The organism is Chryseobacterium luquanense, from assembly GCF_026460945.1.
Classification (GTDB): domain Bacteria; phylum Bacteroidota; class Bacteroidia; order Flavobacteriales; family Weeksellaceae; genus Chryseobacterium; species Chryseobacterium luquanense.
Genome location: NZ_JAOVZV010000021.1, coordinates 154,234 through 172,346 on the forward strand (window position 1 = coordinate 154,234; position 18,113 = coordinate 172,346).

9 protein-coding genes are annotated in these 18,113 nt (G+C 35.3%); 6 read left to right on the plus strand and 3 right to left on the minus strand.

The window, feature by feature from the left end; genetic code table 11:
- Positions 1-108 precede the first annotated feature (108 nt).
- Positions 109-651, minus strand: a complete 543-nt coding sequence (locus OEA66_RS18080; RefSeq protein ID WP_267282718.1) for a hypothetical protein — start codon at positions 649-651, stop codon at positions 109-111.
- A gap of 368 nt (positions 652-1,019) precedes the next feature.
- On the opposite strand from OEA66_RS18080, the gene OEA66_RS18085 reads away from it, so the two are divergent.
- The gene (locus OEA66_RS18085) at positions 1,020-1,925 is read left to right on the plus strand and encodes a leucine-rich repeat domain-containing protein (RefSeq protein ID WP_267282719.1); all 906 of its coding nucleotides are present in this window, start codon (positions 1,020-1,022) and stop codon (positions 1,923-1,925) included.
- Positions 1,926-2,600: 675 nt separating this feature from the next.
- Here OEA66_RS18085 and OEA66_RS18090 read toward each other — a convergent pair.
- A complete protein-coding gene (locus tag OEA66_RS18090) occupies positions 2,601-3,323 on the minus strand; it encodes a ferredoxin reductase domain-containing protein (RefSeq protein WP_267282720.1) in 723 nt (240 codons plus the stop codon).
- 75 nt (positions 3,324-3,398) lie between these two features.
- A complete protein-coding gene (locus tag OEA66_RS18095; RefSeq protein WP_267282721.1) occupies positions 3,399-4,253 on the minus strand; it encodes a helix-turn-helix domain-containing protein in 855 nt (284 codons plus the stop codon).
- Positions 4,254-4,939: 686 nt separating this feature from the next.
- Here OEA66_RS18095 and OEA66_RS18100 point away from each other — a divergent pair.
- The 5 genes from OEA66_RS18100 to OEA66_RS18120 form a co-directional block, all read left to right on the plus strand.
- Positions 4,940-7,444 carry a PIG-L family deacetylase gene (locus OEA66_RS18100; protein ID WP_267282722.1) on the plus strand — a complete coding sequence of 835 codons (2,505 nt, stop codon included), beginning with the start codon at positions 4,940-4,942 and terminating at the stop codon, positions 7,442-7,444.
- 100 nt (positions 7,445-7,544) lie between these two features.
- Positions 7,545-9,236 carry a sodium:solute symporter family protein gene (locus OEA66_RS18105; RefSeq protein ID WP_267282723.1) on the plus strand — a complete coding sequence of 564 codons (1,692 nt, stop codon included), beginning with the start codon at positions 7,545-7,547 and terminating at the stop codon, positions 9,234-9,236.
- A gap of 26 nt (positions 9,237-9,262) precedes the next feature.
- A complete protein-coding gene (locus tag OEA66_RS18110; protein ID WP_267282724.1) occupies positions 9,263-9,781 on the plus strand; it encodes a DUF2911 domain-containing protein in 519 nt (172 codons plus the stop codon).
- A 294-nt stretch (positions 9,782-10,075) separates the two neighbouring features.
- The gene (locus OEA66_RS18115; RefSeq protein WP_267282725.1) at positions 10,076-11,344 is read left to right on the plus strand and encodes a SpvB/TcaC N-terminal domain-containing protein; all 1,269 of its coding nucleotides are present in this window, start codon (positions 10,076-10,078) and stop codon (positions 11,342-11,344) included.
- Positions 11,310-18,113, plus strand: a 6,804-nt coding sequence (locus tag OEA66_RS18120) for an RHS repeat domain-containing protein (RefSeq protein ID WP_267282726.1), incomplete at its 3' end; no start/stop codon positions are given. The genes OEA66_RS18115 and OEA66_RS18120, both read left to right, overlap by 35 nt.

Sequence of the window (18,113 nt, forward strand, 5' to 3'; positions counted from 1 at the left end):
AGAATGCATAGTCAAAAACAAGAAACTGCTACACATATAAATAAAAATAGCGTCTGAAATTTCAGGACGCTTTGATTTTCTTAAAAATAAAAATTATTTTTTTTAATATCAATTGACTGCAAATTCTGTCCTGCCATCATCTAAATTACTATCCTTGATGTTCGTTGTAATGGTAATATAAGCACAATCTACGTTATTATAGTCATGATCCCGAAAGGTAACTGCTGACTCAAAAGAATATATTCCCATACGATTTAATTTAACATTGATTTTCAGCTCGTAGGAATCAGTGATAGTATTGTAATTGGCTTTGAATCTATTATCTTCTATCTTTTCACCTTTGATAAATGTTACCGTGTTATCCTTAAACAGTTCAGATAAATTGATGAGAAGCAGTCCGGAGTTAAGTTTTGTTTCCTGAAAAATATCGATTTGTTTTCCTTTCAATGAAAGTTTTGATTTCACTGCAAACTTTAAGGTTACTGTTTCCCCCTGATTGTAGTTTACTTTTGCGGGTAACAATTCGCAAAGATTTTCTTCAGATGTGTAACGGGTGTAAATATCGCAAGGAACTCCACGTCCGTCTTCACACTGCATCATAAGACGAACCAAAAAAATTGAAAAGAACACATTTAAGGATAGTTTAAGCATATTATACTTTTTATTTTAAATTAATCAGTTTTAAAATCACACAAGTGTTTGAATTTCAATGCCTAACTTGTGAATTCCTATATGTTAATAATAGTATTGTATATAATGAAAAATGAGTTGCCATCATAAAATTTTATTTGTTGAAGATTTTCTAGATATAATATTTATTTACTATCTGAATCTGTCATAAGAACGATATGTTTCAGGATTGGTTACAATTTTACAGCACCAATAATTAAGTGATAGTATCAATTTAGTATATTATTTGATGTGATTATTTAAAATAGATTACATTATTTGTAAATTAGTACTAACTAGACCACCATTAATACATTTAAGGCAGTTTCTGGTTCATTAAAAAAATCCTTATGGCTCTTAAAAAATTTAAAATTAATACAGAAGAAAAAATAAAACGTATTACCATTGATAAAGCAAGTGATTATGATGAAATAGATTTTACAGCGATGGCTTCTGTTGAAGAATTATGGATCAGCAGTAAAAAAGATTATTATATTCCTGTGGAGCTTGCTTTTTTGAAAAATCTAAAAAGACTTGGCGTTAGTAACCATTGTCATCTACCGGAAAATATTGATCAGTTTAAATCATTAGAGGAACTTTCACTGAGTCATGAGGCAATATATAATGTTCCGGATTCTATAAAGAAAACTACATCAATAAAAGAATTACAAATAATATTTTATCCTAAAAATACAGAACCGCAAATCTCTCCTGAATGGATTTTTGATGTGAAAAGGATTGAAACGCTAAGTATTACGGTAAGCAACTTTTCAGAAATCAAAATAAATTCTAACAATACAAATCAATTGAAAGAGATAGATTTTAGCTCTTCATTATCTGGTTTGAAGGTTTTTCCAGATCTTTCATCTTTGAAAAATGTAAAAAAACTTAATCTGAGTGCCGAACCTGTTATAGGGCAAAAAATGCCCGGCTATGAACTTTTCGGACAAATGCTTGACAGTATTAAGGATCTTAATCAGATCGAAGAGCTGGATCTTTCTTTTTGGAGACCAAAGAAAAAGTCAGACCGGCTTGTGATCAGAGATGGTAAAGTGTCAATTCCTGATATTTTTGATCGTTTCCCAAATTTATTCAGACTGTCCATTGCAGATATGAAGATTGATTTCATCCCTGAATCTATCCTTGGTCTGAAAAAACTGCGGGAACTTCAAATCCAGGGCAATAATTTTGACAAAGATGAGATTGCAAAAATTAAAACCAGTCTTAGCTATTGCGGTATTCAAAATTATCATTAATCTTAGGAATAGAATGATTAAAAGAAATAGTTTAATTTTATCAACTGGAACTTCTCGATCAGAAAAATAGTTTTTTAATCGAGAAGTTCATTGAATCTGAGTACCGTTACAAGTCTTTCTTAGCAAATAAAAAATATTGCTATTTTAGTCATCATGAAAAGTTAATTTCCACAAAACTTTTGATACCTACGAAGTTAGATTGTATTTCACTAAATTGGAAAAAATGTGGTTAACGTTGTAATATTTTAAGTGTATTTACACCCCAAAATATTAGAATTATGATTTTAAGAAGAGATTTAGTTTTTTAAACCAATCAAAAAAAGCGACTAATGAACTTTTATCAAGTTTCTCATAATTAAAAATTTGATGAGGGTAAGGTATTGCGTTGGAGAAAACTCCTTTATTAGAGAAGATTAATACAATGTGTTTTGTTGTTTTAAGATCTGAATTAAAATGTTTTTTAAGAGAATCTATGTGATTGATGAAGAGAGAGTGCGTCGTGAAATGATCATTTACTAGGGAAATACTGCAATCATAAATATTGAGATTACAATTGCAGTTATTTTCTAATTCAACTTCATGACCGGAGTTCCAAAAGAATTCGGCGATGTCAGACAGCAAATCATTTTCAGGCCTCTTTTTAGTATTTAATATGATACATTTCATAGCAAATTGTTATAATCCTTTTTTACCTTCCATCCAGTAGCCTTTAACATAGATTTTACCTTTGTGCTTATTTTCTTTCAATACTTTACGGAAATTCTGTATTGAATCGACATTTCCTGTCAGAACAATATTAGCATCAGACCAAGCATTCTCTAAAAGGTGAGGTATCGTATGAATTTGATCTTTGTCTCTGAACAGATCATTTTTTGAATAAACACGGTAGTTTTCCAGTCTCAACTTTTCAGGAATATCTCTATTTTCATCATCAAGTTCAAGCAGAAATTGATATTGATGTTGATTTTGCTGCAGATAGGGTAAAAAGCTTGACATTAGGCTTAAGGAAGTTTCATCACCAAAGATGATCTGTTTCTCGACCTTTGAATCGTACTGCTTATCGCTTCCCAAAACTGCTAATTTTATTTTTTCATTTCCAGGCATAAGACCATTGATATATTGTGCTCCTATAGCATCACCGTGAATGTGAGCGATGAAATCCATCGTCCTTGAGGATGCATCGAATTGTGATACCGTGTAGTGTCTTAATTCTGTAGGACTTACTCGGAATGAAATAACAAATCCCGGCGCAAAATGCAATGCTGAAAAATCACCTCTCAGACGTACTTTCTTGATGCATGGATTGAGATAGAATATTTCTTCCACTTTAACCATCCGAAGCATGGAAGGTGCTATTTTTTCGAGTGCGTCATTGACCCATTTTGGTGCTGTTGGCATATCTTTAAATTTTATGCTACAAAGGAATGACATCGTATCCTTTTTTAAAATGGATAGGGATTGGTATGTGTTGGACTATTCAAGGTTTTTACTTCTGAATGTGAGTGCTGTCATTCCGGTTATTTTCGTGAATAATCTTGAAAAATAGGGATAGTCATCATATCCAAGTTCAGTTGCAATTTCCTTTACCGATTTGCTTGAATGAAAAAGCAAACGTTTTGCCTCTAAAATGATACGCTGATGAATGTGGTAAGACACTGTTTGTCCGGTGGCTCTTTTTACACATTCATTAAGATATACTGTCGAGATATTCATTTTTGAGGCAAATTCACTGGGGCTTTTTGTATGGATAAAATGCTGATCTAGTAATAATTTAAAGTTTTTGGAAATGACTTCACTTCTTGATGAGTTTTCGGCCTTGTGGGATTCAAGTAAAAATTGTGAAATAATAAATCCCACCAAACTATTGCAAATATCTTTCAGTATGGTATTATGCAGTTTTTCATTTTGTCGCTCAAAAATCATGGCACTGAGATTTCCCATTTTTGTTGCAGTTGAAAAATTAACAGCATCTAATTGTAGTGGATATGTAGGAGCAATTTCTTTTAATAAACTAAGATATTCGGGATTTAAGCTTTCACTACTGATCAGCAGTACAGTAAATAGACCCTCTTCCAATGAAAGTCCTCTATGAACCTGATACGGCTGAATATATGTGATAGATTGTGAATTGATTTCAAAGCGTCGAAAATCAATTTCAAATATTCCATTGCCCTGTTCAAGCAGGAAGAAAATATGATAATCATCTCTGTGAGCTTCTCTTATTTTGTCAAATTCCAAGTCTGCAACCGTAAATTTTGAAATAATGATGCCGGAACCAATGTTTAACGGAAAAGTATTAAGGGGTATCGATTTTGATTTTTCTGGCATCTGTTTTAAATATAAAATAAATATATAGTGACAAATTTAGTACTTTAAACAGACTTATTTTTCACAAGAAACTACCTCTTCCGATTGCTTATTTCCTTAATTGTGCAGAAGCTTGATAAAAAGTGATGAGCTTAATGCCGGTTTTACCTACAGCATATTTTACTTTTGACGGAAATCAGGATGTGTGAGTTTTTTTAAGCTGGCTTCGTATGGCTTTTGAGTAAAGAGATTTAAAAGTCAGGCAAACGAATAGGGCTTTTCACAATTTTTTCAACAAAATAGGGCTCATAATTTACTAAAACCTGAATTTTTAGAATTTAATGCTTAATCAAATATCCATAAATAATTGAATCTTCATACCGTTGATTGAGTTGCAGAACCTATTGATTCAACCTATCTAAAGCCATAAAATATCATTTGGAAATTCAAAAGTCATTTTAAATAATTTAATTTGCGTAGAGCTACAGTTTGCTTGTTAATCAGATTTTTATCGAATTGTTTACATTTAATATTTTTTTAATTTAGCGGAATTCAGAGTCTAACTTATATGATTTCGTTATATAAATATATGATAAATAATATGTTACAAAAAAAAACAATTTTTAATCGTCAGCAAAAAGCATATTACTTTCTTTAAGCCTGAAAGAAAAACCATTTACTTATATTTGCCCGCAAAGCAAATCAAAATGTTCAACAAAGCAATTACTGTATTAATCCTTGGCTTTTATTCGGTATTTTGTTCGGCCCAACAGGTTCGACCCGCAAAATCATCTGAAATCTACCGCGACCTCAAAACTCTCAAAAACATTCCTAAAGTTTTATATCTGGCGGCTCACCCTGATGATGAAAATACGGGATTACTCTCTTGGTTGATCAACGACCAAAATGTGGAAACGGGCTATCTGTCTTTAACACGAGGTGATGGCGGTCAGAATTTATTGGGAACAGAGCAGGGAGCTGCTTTGGGTTTGATCAGAACGCATGAACTTTTGGAGGCCAGAAAGTTAGACGGCGCCCAACAGTTTTTTACCCGCGCAATCGATTTTGGGTTCTCTAAAAATACGACAGATACTTTTAAACAATGGGACGAAAACAGTATTACGGCCGATGTAGTTTGGGTCATCCGAAAATTTCGTCCTGATGTGATCATCTGTCGTTTTCCGGCTACCGCTGCGGCAGGCCACGGACAACATGCGGCTTCGGCTGTGGTTGCTGAAAAAGCTTTTAAACTGGCAGGCGATAAAAACGCTTTCCCTGATCAATTAAAATATGTGAAGGTATGGCAACCAAAACGTGTATTGTGGAATACCTTCCGATTTGGAGCAGTTAATACAACCGCTGAGAATCAACTGAAAATTACCGTTGGGCAATACGATGCACAATTGGGAATGGGCTATGGTGAACTGGCAGGATTAAGCAGAAGTCTGCATAAAAGTCAGGGAGCAGGAACGCAGTCTGTAGCTGGAATCAAGACTGAATATTTTAGTCACGTTGCCGGTGAGCCCGCAAAATCAACACTTTTTGATGGTATTAGTAAAAATTGGACGGCACAAGGAAACGCTGATATTGACCAGTCACTGGATAAAATCATTTCTGATTTTAATTTCAATCAACCTGATTTGAGTTTGCCCGCTTTGCTCGCATTACGAAAAAAGGTCATGGCGCTAAAGGATTCAAACCTAAAAAAAGATAAAATAAAATCTCTTGACCAAATTATTTTAAACTGCGCCGGATTTATGGGTGAGGTTGTAACCAATCAGGCTGAGGCTGTTGCAGGAGATCAGTACAATTTTAGATTAAATTTGATATCAAGAGCTGAAAATCCTGTTGTTTTGGAAAATGTAAAATGGTTGAATCAGTCTGAAAGCTTTACCAGAAAACTGTCAAAAGATTCATTAATTACTATCGAACATAAAATTCAGATTCCTGCTGATGCAGCACTTACAGAACCGTATTGGTTGGCAAAACCAGCCACTGACGCAGCCACTTTTTCTGTTCCAAATGAAACTTTAATCGGTTTGCCGGAAGCAGAATCACCGCTGAATGTTTTGCTTGATTTAAAAATCGGTACAGAAAAGTTTCAGGTGAGACTTCCATTGTCTTTCAAAAAATTAGATCCGGTGCGTGGTGATGTAGTGGAGGCCTTGCGTATTATTCCTGCCTTAGAACTGAAATTTGCTCAGCCGTTATATTTAATTAAAGAAAATGAAGATTTGAATTTAAGCTTAAATTTTAAGGTTAATTCAAATAAACAGTTTGGTAATGGAAAAGTCAATCTAATGTTTAACGGAGAACGATTAGGTGGCGGGGATTTAAAATCAATCAATGGTAAAGAATTTACAGTTGATTATGTTGTTCCGAAAACCAAGCTTGCCTCAATCAATTCGAACCGTTTGCAATTGGATGCCAATTTTGTTTTAGATGGAATAACTTACAATAAAAAACAGGTATTAATTCAATATCCGCATTTGCCTTCTCTTCAATATTTTGCGCCTGCAACGGTTGCTGTAATGAAAGGCGACATTCAGGCGAAGGTTAAAAAAGTAGGCTATGTAGAAGGTGCAGGCGATTTCATTCCTGAGTTTCTGCGCATTGCCGGTATTCAGGTAGATGTCCTGAAAGACGGAGATTTCTATGGCAATCCGGATATGTCTGGCGGAAACGGAAGCCTCACTAAGCTTTCGCAATACGATGCAATTGTATTAGGAGTTCGTGCCAATAATACGGAGAAAAAACTGGGTCGTTGGATGCCATTTTTATGGTCTTATGTAAAAGCCGGTGGTAATCTGGTGATGCAGTACAACACCAATCAGGATACAACGGTTAATCAACTGGGAATATATAATTTCAGCATTGCCAATAAGCGGGTAACGGAAGAGAATACTGCAGTTCAATTTTTAGATCCAAATCATAAATTACTGAATTATCCGAACAAAATTACTACAGATGATTTCAACGGTTGGGTACAGGAGCGTGGCGCTTATTTCCCAGATCAATGGGATTCGGCGTATAAACCGCTTTTTGAAATGCACGACACTGGTGAAGCGCCTTTGCGGGGTTCAACTTTATATGCAAAATACGGAAAGGGTAATTTTATTTACACGCCGTTGGCATTTTTCAGACAGCTGCCTGCCGGAAATGTGGGAGCTGCGCGTTTATTTTTAAACTTTTTATCTGCACAGAAAAACTGATGAGCAATCAATTTAAAAACTGGAACACCTGGTACATATTACTGGCTGCCGCACTGGTAGTTCAAATCATATTTTATTATCTGTTTACTAAATTTTGGGCATGAGCAATATAGACTGGACCGTCCTTATTTTCACACTGGTTGCGGTGGTTGTTTACGGGGTTTTTATCGGTCGTGGACAGAAAAGCAACGAATCTTACCTGAAAGCAGATAACAAAATGCCCTGGTACATTGTGCTCATCGGCATTATGGCCACGCAGGCAAGTGCCATTACATTTCTTTCAGCACCGGGACAGGCGTATACCGATGGGATGCGTTTCGTTCAGTATTATTTTGGTCTGCCTTTGGCGATGATCGTGATCTGCATTACGTTTATTCCGATTTTTCAACGTTTGAATGTTTACACGGCCTACGAATATCTGGAAAACCGTTTTGATAAAAAAACAAGGGTGCTCACTTCAATGCTTTTTCTATTTTCCAGAGGTTTATCTACAGGAATCAGTATTTACGCTCCGAGCATCATTCTGTCAAGCGTTTTAAACTGGAATATTTATTTGACGAATGTTTTGACAGGTGGAATTCTTCTGATCTATACCTACGTCGGTGGTGCCAAAGCGATCGCTCATACGCAAAAATTACAGTTTTTGATTATTCTCGGAACTATGGCATTTGCAGGTTATCTTCTGATTCAAAATATGCCGAATGGAATTGGTTTTAAGGATGCACTTTATCTTGCAGGGAAATCCGGAAAACTCAACGTCATCACCACAGAATTCGACTGGAAGGATAAATACAATATCTGGAGCGGACTGATCGGTGGTTTTTTTCTGGCACTTTCTTACTTCGGAACCGACCAGAGTCAGGTAGGAAGATATATTACTGCGAAAGACAATACCAATGCAAAAATGGGTCTGCTGCTGAACGGATTGGTTAAAATTCCGATGCAGTTTGCTATTCTGTTGATCGGTGCTTTGCTCTTCGCTTTCTTTTCCCTGAAACCGGCTCCGGTTTATTTTAATGAACGTTCTTATCAATTTTTGAAGGACACAAAACCTGAACAGGCTGCTGTATTTGAAAAAGAGCATCAGGATTTGCAGACAAAATTTAATGCAGAATCTAAAGAAATTTTAAAGTTAAAAGAAAATAATTCGCCTCAACTTCAAAAAACAATCCAGGATTTTAAAAATACACAAACCGAAGTGAAAGAACTTCACGGCAGGGTAGAGGAAGCTATTAATAAGTCAAACTATAACGCTGAAAAAACCGATACCAATTACATCTTTCTGTATTTCGTAAAAAACACCCTGCCTGTAGGAATGATCGGATTACTGTTTGCCGTGATTTTTCTGGCCAGTTGGGGGTCAATTTCCGCAGCGCTAAATTCCCTGGCCGCCTGCTCATTGAAAGATGTACATTTAATCTTCAAAAAAGAGATTCCTGATGATGCAACTGAATTAAAATACAGTCGTTTGCACACTTTAGCGTGGGGAATATTCTCGATCGGCGTTGCCATGTTTGCCACTCAAATGGGTTCCCTGATTGAAGCGGTGAATGTTTTGGGATCTCTTTTCTACGGACCGATTTTGGGGATTTTTCTGGTTGCCTTTTACTTTAAAAAAATCAATGGAGCGAATGTATTTGTTTCAGCAATTTTAGCAGAAATAGCGGTGATAGCCGTTTATCAGTTCGATATCGTTTCTTTCCTTTGGCTTAACGTCATCGGGGCAGCGGCGGTGATTATTTTTTCGGCAATTGGATTACTGTTTTATAAGCCGAAAGATGTAACTTCGTAGTTGAATAAAAATCAATAAAGGATAATATGAAAACAATGATTAAAACTGTTGCAGTTGTTTTGGCTACAATGACGGTTTCAGTGAACGCTTTTGCTCAGGAAGCTAAAAAACCTGCGAGCCCTGCGGCTATGGCAACGGGAAAAATTAAAGATGCAAACATCACGATCGCTTACGCAAGTCCATCTGTTAAAGACCGTAAAATCTGGGGTGATTTAGTAGCTTATGATAAAGTATGGCGTGCAGGTGCCAATGAAGCAACTACTTTTGAAACGAGCAAAGATATTACTGTTCAGGGTAAAAAACTGCCTGCTGGAAAATACAGCTTTTTTTTAGTACCTAAAGAATCAGGAACGTGGACTGCCGTTTTTAATAAAGAGTCAAAACAGTGGGGCGCTTACAAATATGAAGAATCTAAAGATGCTTTGCGTGTTGATGTTAAAACAAAACCTCTACAGACAAAACAGGAAGCTTTGGTTTATAAAGTAAACAGCAATGGATTCACAATGGATTGGGATAAAATCTCGGTTCCGGTTGAAATAAAATAATTCTTAATTTAAGAAATTTAAATCCCGTTGATGCGGGATTTTTTTTGTTTTAAAATTTTAATATTTAGCAAAGATTACTATTGTAAATTCCAGTGATATTGATTTCCCAACATTATTGAATAAATCGCTTTTATAGATCACTAAACTTAAATAACAATGATGAATGGGGCTGCAACATTATTCAAATATTATTGTTTATTGAGATGTTTTCTCTAGTTTCCCAACGATCGTCTTCAGTATGAATGATTAAAAGATATTACTGCCTTAAATTTCGACTATACAAAAAAACAGTGGGTGCCTTTTAAGGTAGATAGCATCAATACTGCTAAAAAATATATTGTTATAAATTCTTCATTAAGCAGTGGTGATTTTATGCTTGGTGTTGTAAAACAACCTGAAAGCCCCGATGGAGGAGGACATGCTCAAACTTCATTCAATGATTCGCCAATAGCAAATCCCGCTGAAAAAATTAACCTTATTGCTCCACCCACTCCTAATCAGCAAGGATCTGCAAATGTATCATATCCCATTGAAATCCCTGCAGGAATTGGAGGGTTTCAGCCAAATGTTTCATTGATTTATAATAGTGATAATAAATTTGGATGGGCAGGTACAGGATGGGATATTCCTGTAGAAACCATTGATATTGACACACGATGGGGAGTTCCTTCATTTTCAGATCATGAGAGTGAAATCTATTTAATTGCAGGGGAACAACTTGTTTTTAAAGATGAATACTTGCCTAACAAATTACCATATAATGAAGTAAGGACATCTGACAGAAGATTTTACTATCGCAATGGCATTAAGGAAGGATATGTTATTACAAGAAAAGGAAATTCTCCATCCAGCTACACTTGGGAAGCATTAGATGGAAATGGCGTTAAAAAAGAGTATTTGAATATTCTAACGACTAATCCATCAAGTAATTCTTCAGGGAATGTAATTAAGTGGTTCTTGTCAAAAGTAACAGACCGCTTCGGAAATACCATTACATATAACTATACAGACTCATTCGATAGTGGAGGAAAGAATAAATATCTTTCAAAAATAACTTATAGCAATAATACGGTTGTCGAATTTGAGAATGGAGGAGGTGTACGAGGAGATATGACATTAAACTATAAGTTTGGAGTAAAACTGACTGATTCTAAAATCTTAAACAAAATCATCGTCAAACGAGCTGATATAAAAATTAGAGAATATCAGTTAGTAAATACTGATATCGGACTTTTTTCTAAAAGACTTTTAACAGAGATTATCCAAAAAGATGGCACTGGAAACGTTTTTAATAAGCATACTTTACAATATGCAAAAAATGTTACTGTTTTTGAAAAAGGAATTACACATGTTTATAATACTCCAAAGGATAATGCTGATGCAGGATCTTTTTCGGGAGGGCATACAAGTTTTATTTCCGGTACTTATAGCAGAAATAAGAATTTTAGAGGTGCAATTAGTTTAGGAGGAGGATTTTGTTTTTTCTTGGGTATTGATAAAAAAGGTACGGTAGGAGTTACGGCAAGCTATGATGACAATAGGTCTTACGGAAAAAAATATTGATGGAGATGGATTATTGGATAAAGTATTCTATGGATCCAATGGAAATATACTTTTTAGAAAAAATAATAAAACGGCTTTTAGCAGTATATACTCTTCTTTAGGTATTCCTAATGGTACACCCATTCATAAACATAATAGCTACAATACTACTGTAGGTTTGGAATATTCTTTTGCCAGTGGAGTAGTAGGAGCTAATTATTCTTTTGGAAATAGCAATTCACCAACCTACTTTTCAGATGTCAACGGAGATGGTCTTGTAGATATGATCAATTATGGAGATGTTTATTTTAGCAAAATTAGAAATGGTATACCTTCGTTTCAGTCTCAGACTGTTTCAAGTACATTTAATGTAACGGAAGAAACGCCAAATGCTATTCTAGCTGGAAGCGGTGCTCAACAGGATACAATTATTTCAACAACTTTTGCAAAGTCTCTTGCTAATATTGTTAGAATGTGGGAGGCTCCCGTATCAGGTAGTATTCAGATAAGTAGTGATTTTTATCTAACACAAAACTCTCAGGATGGTGTAGATTTTTGGATTGAAAAAGGAGACATGAGGAAAGTATATGAAGATATCACAGGGTTTAATCCTGTCAACTCAACAATTATTTCACCAATAGCTACATTAACTACACAGCAGACTCAGTCACTAAGTGCAAGTGTTGTTGTAGAAAAAGGTCAGAGAATATTTTTTATAGCTTCTTCTAAAAATAATGAGATAGGAGATAGGATCAATGTTACTTCAGATATTAGATACACATCTGTATTTGGAGTTTCAGATATGGGAATACAAGACGCAAACAACAATAATTATTTTAAATTTAATTCGAAAAGTCATTATTTGGCGTCCAGTCAAAAACCGAACATGGTTGCAGACCAAAGTAAGGTTAGGATTTCCTGGGATAATTTAAGCAATGAAATTTTTACGGATGATGTTGATTTTAAGATCTATAAAAGCGTGCGAAATGTTTCTGATACAACTTCAGTAATATCTCCTTCATCTGGAACATTAATCTATCATCATAAGTTGACTCAAAATGATGATCAACAAAATGTTACACCAGCCAGTAATCAGATTCCCAATATTGATATTACGGATTTGTTGGTTAATTCCAACGGAAACACCGTAACACTATTTTATTTCGATGTTTCAGCAGACACAAATGTTTCTTGGGGAAAAATTAAGTGGCGACCGACTATAACGGTAATGAATCCTACAGATACTACTGCTGTCTATGCTTTGGTACAGTATAATCCTTATTCAGAAAGACTGATTAATACTTTGCCAAAAGACTTCAGAAAATATTTAGATCGACATTATTGTAAGGATGGATGTGTGAGATGTGATACAGATACTTCATATCTATTTCCTGATTTTAACGGAAATCAGAGCACAAGTACTAATTACACGATTAACCTTCCTTCCCTACATTCTACAAAAGTTACTTTTTCTTTAAAAATAAAAGATAATGATGGAAATGTATATACTGAAAAAAATACAGTAGATGTAGTAAATAATGTGATGGCTATTCCTAAAATAAGTCTCTGCGCACTTTTAAAGAAAATACCGCTTAGAATAGGAGAAGTTTTTTCATTTCCGTTTTATTTTGAAATAAGTTCTGCAGATTATGTGGTTGCAAAAAAATTATCTTCGGTAAATCCGTATATTTTTCATTCCGAATATTTATCAGATCCATATTTTGCTAATACTGACCATAAAGCCGATTATTTTGGATCTCGTTCAGCTAATACTCATTATAATATGAATACAGGTTTGGTGTATCAAGGTTGGGGAGGTTTTAGCTACAACGGATCCAAATATCCTACCGAACCAATTCGTGAAAGTGAGTTTGCAAATAATCCTTTTGCCAATGTTCCACTTCCGGGTGGAAGTTCGCCATGTAATCCATCAGCTCCAGATTATTATACCTGCATGACAAACTATATTATGCAGCAGAACAACAATCGTTATTTTACACCTTTGGAATTGGATGCAGAGAAGTATGCTTACATATCACCAATGGAACCAGCGGAACTTGGAGAAGAAGAAATGCAGCCTTATCTTTTGGGAGTTTCGTCAACCAGTTCAACGGTTATTACTACTCCTCTATTTGCGGTCCCTAATCCTAGAGGTATAATTCTTCGATCGACATTCGACTCATTCCACGCATATGTCTCCGGACAAATCATACCTTGGCTGGGAATTAGTGCTCATGGTGGGATTTCGACAGACAGAACTTCAGATTATTTTCAGGATTTTAATGGGGATGGTTATCCTGATGTTATTTCAGGAAAAAAATATCAGAAAACCAACATATTAGGTCAATTAGGTGGCGTTTCTTCTATTGCTGAAAAAGAGGTGAAGAGCAGAGGTTTTATCTTGGGAGCTGGTATTTCTGCATCTGCTTCAGTAGCAAAATTCAGTAATACGGATAGTAAATTCTTTGCAATAGGCGCAGAAAAAGATTCGCATACAAGTTCATCTTCATTTGCCCTCGGAATTGGCTTTGGTTTAAATATAGGAAAAGCTTGGGCTCAAGGAACAGGGGTTTGGGCCGATATCAATGGCGATGGATTGACAGATTATATATCGGATGGAAATTCTTATATCAATACAGGAGACGGATTTGTTGTTGACAATTACAATTGGGATGTTTCAGAAGTATCTAAGGGGGACTCTTTTGCACTTTCAGGAGGTGGAGGATTCAGTTTTGCCAACGGAAGCTGGGCGGTAGGTATTGGTCTTTCTAAGTCTAGTTTTACTGCAAAAACGGGATTGATCGATGTCAACGGAGATGGTATGGCAGATAAGATAGTTAAGAATGGGGATACTTATGAGATGTGGATTAATAACGGAACATCTTTTATGCCCCCTGCCAATTTCAACAAAAACTTTAGTCTTGATAATAAGCAGAATGCGTCCGGTTTTAATTTATACGGTACCTTATGTGGATGCTTTGGTGTAAAAGTATGTATTTCCGTAGGTGGAGGTACTGATAACTCTGTTAGTAAACAAGAGGTTGACCTGAGAGATTTTGACGGTGACGGATATCCGGATTTACTTATCTCTGATAATGATAATCAATTAACTTACTACCATAATAATTTTTCTAGAGCAAACCTTTTGCTTACCATTGAAAATCCTTTACAGGGGATTATAATGATGGAGTATGACAATGTAAATCAAGAAAATGATCTTGGAACACTTGTAGGCGGTACCTACCAAATGCCCTTCTCTAAAACTGTAATGTCAAGAGTATCTGTTTGGAATTTTAAACCAATCGATACAACGCTTCCGTACTTAGGGCAGGTTCATGATCCTCAAAAAATAAAGCCTCAGCAGAGATTCGATTTTGAGTATGAAAAAGGAATCCAAGATCGAAGAGAAAGACAGTTTTTAGGTTTTGGAATTGTCAAGACGAAAGTTTATAATGACCAAACATTTCATCAAACTTTTGTTACTCAGTATGAAACTGATTACACAGGAAATGAAAATAGCTTTTACGTTAATTTTAATGATACAAACGTAAGACAATATTTTTATAAGAAAGGAATTGTACGTTCATCATATATGCTGGACAACCAAAACAGAAAGCGCAGCGAAACCAAATACACATATAATTATTTTGATCAGGTTTCTACAGAATACACGCCCACCGAAAGCCATCCAGAGCCACAGTTTAAGGATATAGGAAGAATTATTCCGTTGCTTTATAAAACAGAATCAACATTTACAGAATATTCCGGCTCAAGCAGTCATTCTAAAACAACGTTCAGCACTGTAGATTCTTATGATAAATATGGCAATATCACATCTGCAACTGATAGAGGAATTACGCCTTCTGTAACGACAGATGACGTAATTAAGAAATTTACCTATCACACCCCTGGACCAAAAAATATTATTGGCACACCATCAGAACAATTGGTCATAGATGGTTACAATAATGAAGTGATGAGGAAAACAACCACAGTTTTGGATGCTGACCAAAATATTACCAAAATAAGAAAGAATGCTATAGAAAATACTTATACTGCAGATTACGATATGGAATATGATTCTTACGGAAACATGACCAAGATCACATATCCATTATCAAATAATGGTCAAAGAATGTTTTACAGCTATGAATATGATCCGGAATATCATACCTATTTATTATCAACCAATGATGCATACGGATTTACAAGTTCCACTCAGTATGACAATAACTATCTCTTTAGTGTTCCTGTAAGAATAACAGGTATTCATGGAGAAAACTCTACTTATGTGTATGATAATTTCGGAAGACTTACAGAATATCTTGCACCATCTGATACAGATTTTACCGTAATGTTACATTATTTTCCTTTCAACAATATTCCGGTTGCTATTACAGAAAGAAAGCCTTTTAAAAATGATAGAGATCCCAGACCCAATTATTTTACCAGTTTGTTTACTGATGCTTGGGGGCAGGGGATGATGATTAAAAAATTATTTAAAAAGGAGGGCAATAATTACTATTTTGCCAATAACGTTTATCAGATTAAAGATAAGTTAGGGCGACCAATAAAAACCATTCTTAGAGATAAAGTTACTACAGGAACTGATATTATGGTTTCTCTACAACTTTTCGACGATTATACTACTGCTGAAGATCAATCGGCTCAGATATATTCTACAACAACTTATGATGAATTAGACCGCCCTTTAAGTAGTACGCAACATAATGTTACTACAAATAATGGCATCGAGAACCTAACTACTCAAATGTTTTATGAATTTGATAATGATCGATACGGAAATAGGCAGTTTGCTACAAGAGTAGTAAGCCCTCTGGGAAATACCAGTATTAGCTATACTGATGAGTTTGGCAGAACGGTTTCAACAAAACAAACCAATGGTAATAGTAGTAATGATATTTGGACCAGCTATAAATATAACCGACTTAATGAGCTTACTACAATGGAAGATGCAGGAAATAATCCTACTGTATATGGCTATGATAAATTGGGCAGAAATAATTTGAAAATTTCTCCGGATTCAGGAGAGTCAAGTTTTTTCTATGATTTGAGTGGTAAACTGATAAAATCTACTAACGCTAATCAAAGACCCATTGGGCAACAGGTAGATTATATATATAATTTTGATCAATTAACCAAGATTCATTATCCTGATCACGATGTTAAATTTGAATATGGGCAGCAGACAGGTACAGATACCGAGCGTGGAAGACTTATAAAACAGACAGACAGAAGTGGAACCGAGAATTACAAATATGATGTAGCTGGAAACATAAAAGAAACTATGCGAATTGTAGTTGCTCCGAACAATGTTCCGAAAATGTTTAAGACTTATTACACATATGATATATTTGGAAGAATTAATACAATTGTATATCCCGACACGGAAAAAGTTACGTATACCTATGGAATGTCGGGTCTTTTGACGGATATTACCAGTACACCTCCCGGAAAACCATTCCATGTCTCTATTGCGCATTCGATGGAATATAACCATAGGGATCAACTGACTTCCTATTTATCCGAAAATGGAACTAAAACAACGTATGATTATGATCCGTGGGGTAAAGTTAATGAGTTGGCATTGCAGTACACCAATGGAAATATCAATATCCGTAAAAACCAGTATATTTTTGACGGTAACGAAAATTTGGTAAATGTATCGAGTACAACACCAATGAATGGAAACTTTCCCTCTATGGATTTAGGGATTGCTACCAGTAAACAATACAGTTATGACCCTTTCGGAAGGCTGAGTTCAGCGCAGATTACGGCAAAAGGTAAAGAATATACCAAGTTTAATAATCTTGCTATGGGATATAATTCGATAGGAAATATAGGATATAAAAATTCTCAACTTAAAACGTATGATAATAACCTTAACTGTCAGTACCCTGTAAATGAAGGAGATATAGGCGGGTATAAATATGAGCATCCTGATCATCCGAATGCAGTGTCGGATATAAATTATATGAAATATGATAATTTTACTGCTCCACTCGATTGCGGACAACCTCCGGTAAACCAGATAATTAATTCACAGGAGTCGATGGGTTATGATAATAACGGAAATTTAACGGTAGTTAAGGAAGATGACGGTAATAGTATATTGAGTTTCAGAGAAATGCTGTGGGATCATGAAAACCGTCTTAAAGCGGTAATAACAGAGCATGAAAATCTGAATTATTATGTTTACGATGCGTCGGGGGATAGAATCCTGAAAAATGATGCAGTCTCAAAGAGTCTATATGTAAATGGTAATGATCCCAATAAAACAACTCAAATGGGGGCATTTACGTATTATCCGAATGGATTCTTGGTACTTAGTGATAAGACCATGAGTAAACATTATTACATGGGGGGGCAAAGACTTGCAACTAAGGTAAGTAATATACCATCTCACAGATTTAAGATTGATCTCTCAGGGGAATATTACGAATTATCTGCCGCATTAGATGAAGAGATAATTCATATTGCTGAGCAGACGGGTCTTCCACCTGTAGTTTGGGTGCCAAATGAAGATTCGCAGGGTACTTATACACCTCCGGTTTCTTCTACACAAGACGATACGCAATGTATTTACTTTATGGAGCATCAGATGTATACATTCCAACAGGATGGAAATGAAGAATGTTACAACAAACTCTTAGCGTTTTATTCTAATGCTTTTGATAGTGGAAACTTTTGCGATATGTGGAGTCAGTTTCTTGCAGAAGAATGTATGGTTGGCTATACTCCTCCTGAACTTCTGGAATCTGAAATGTAC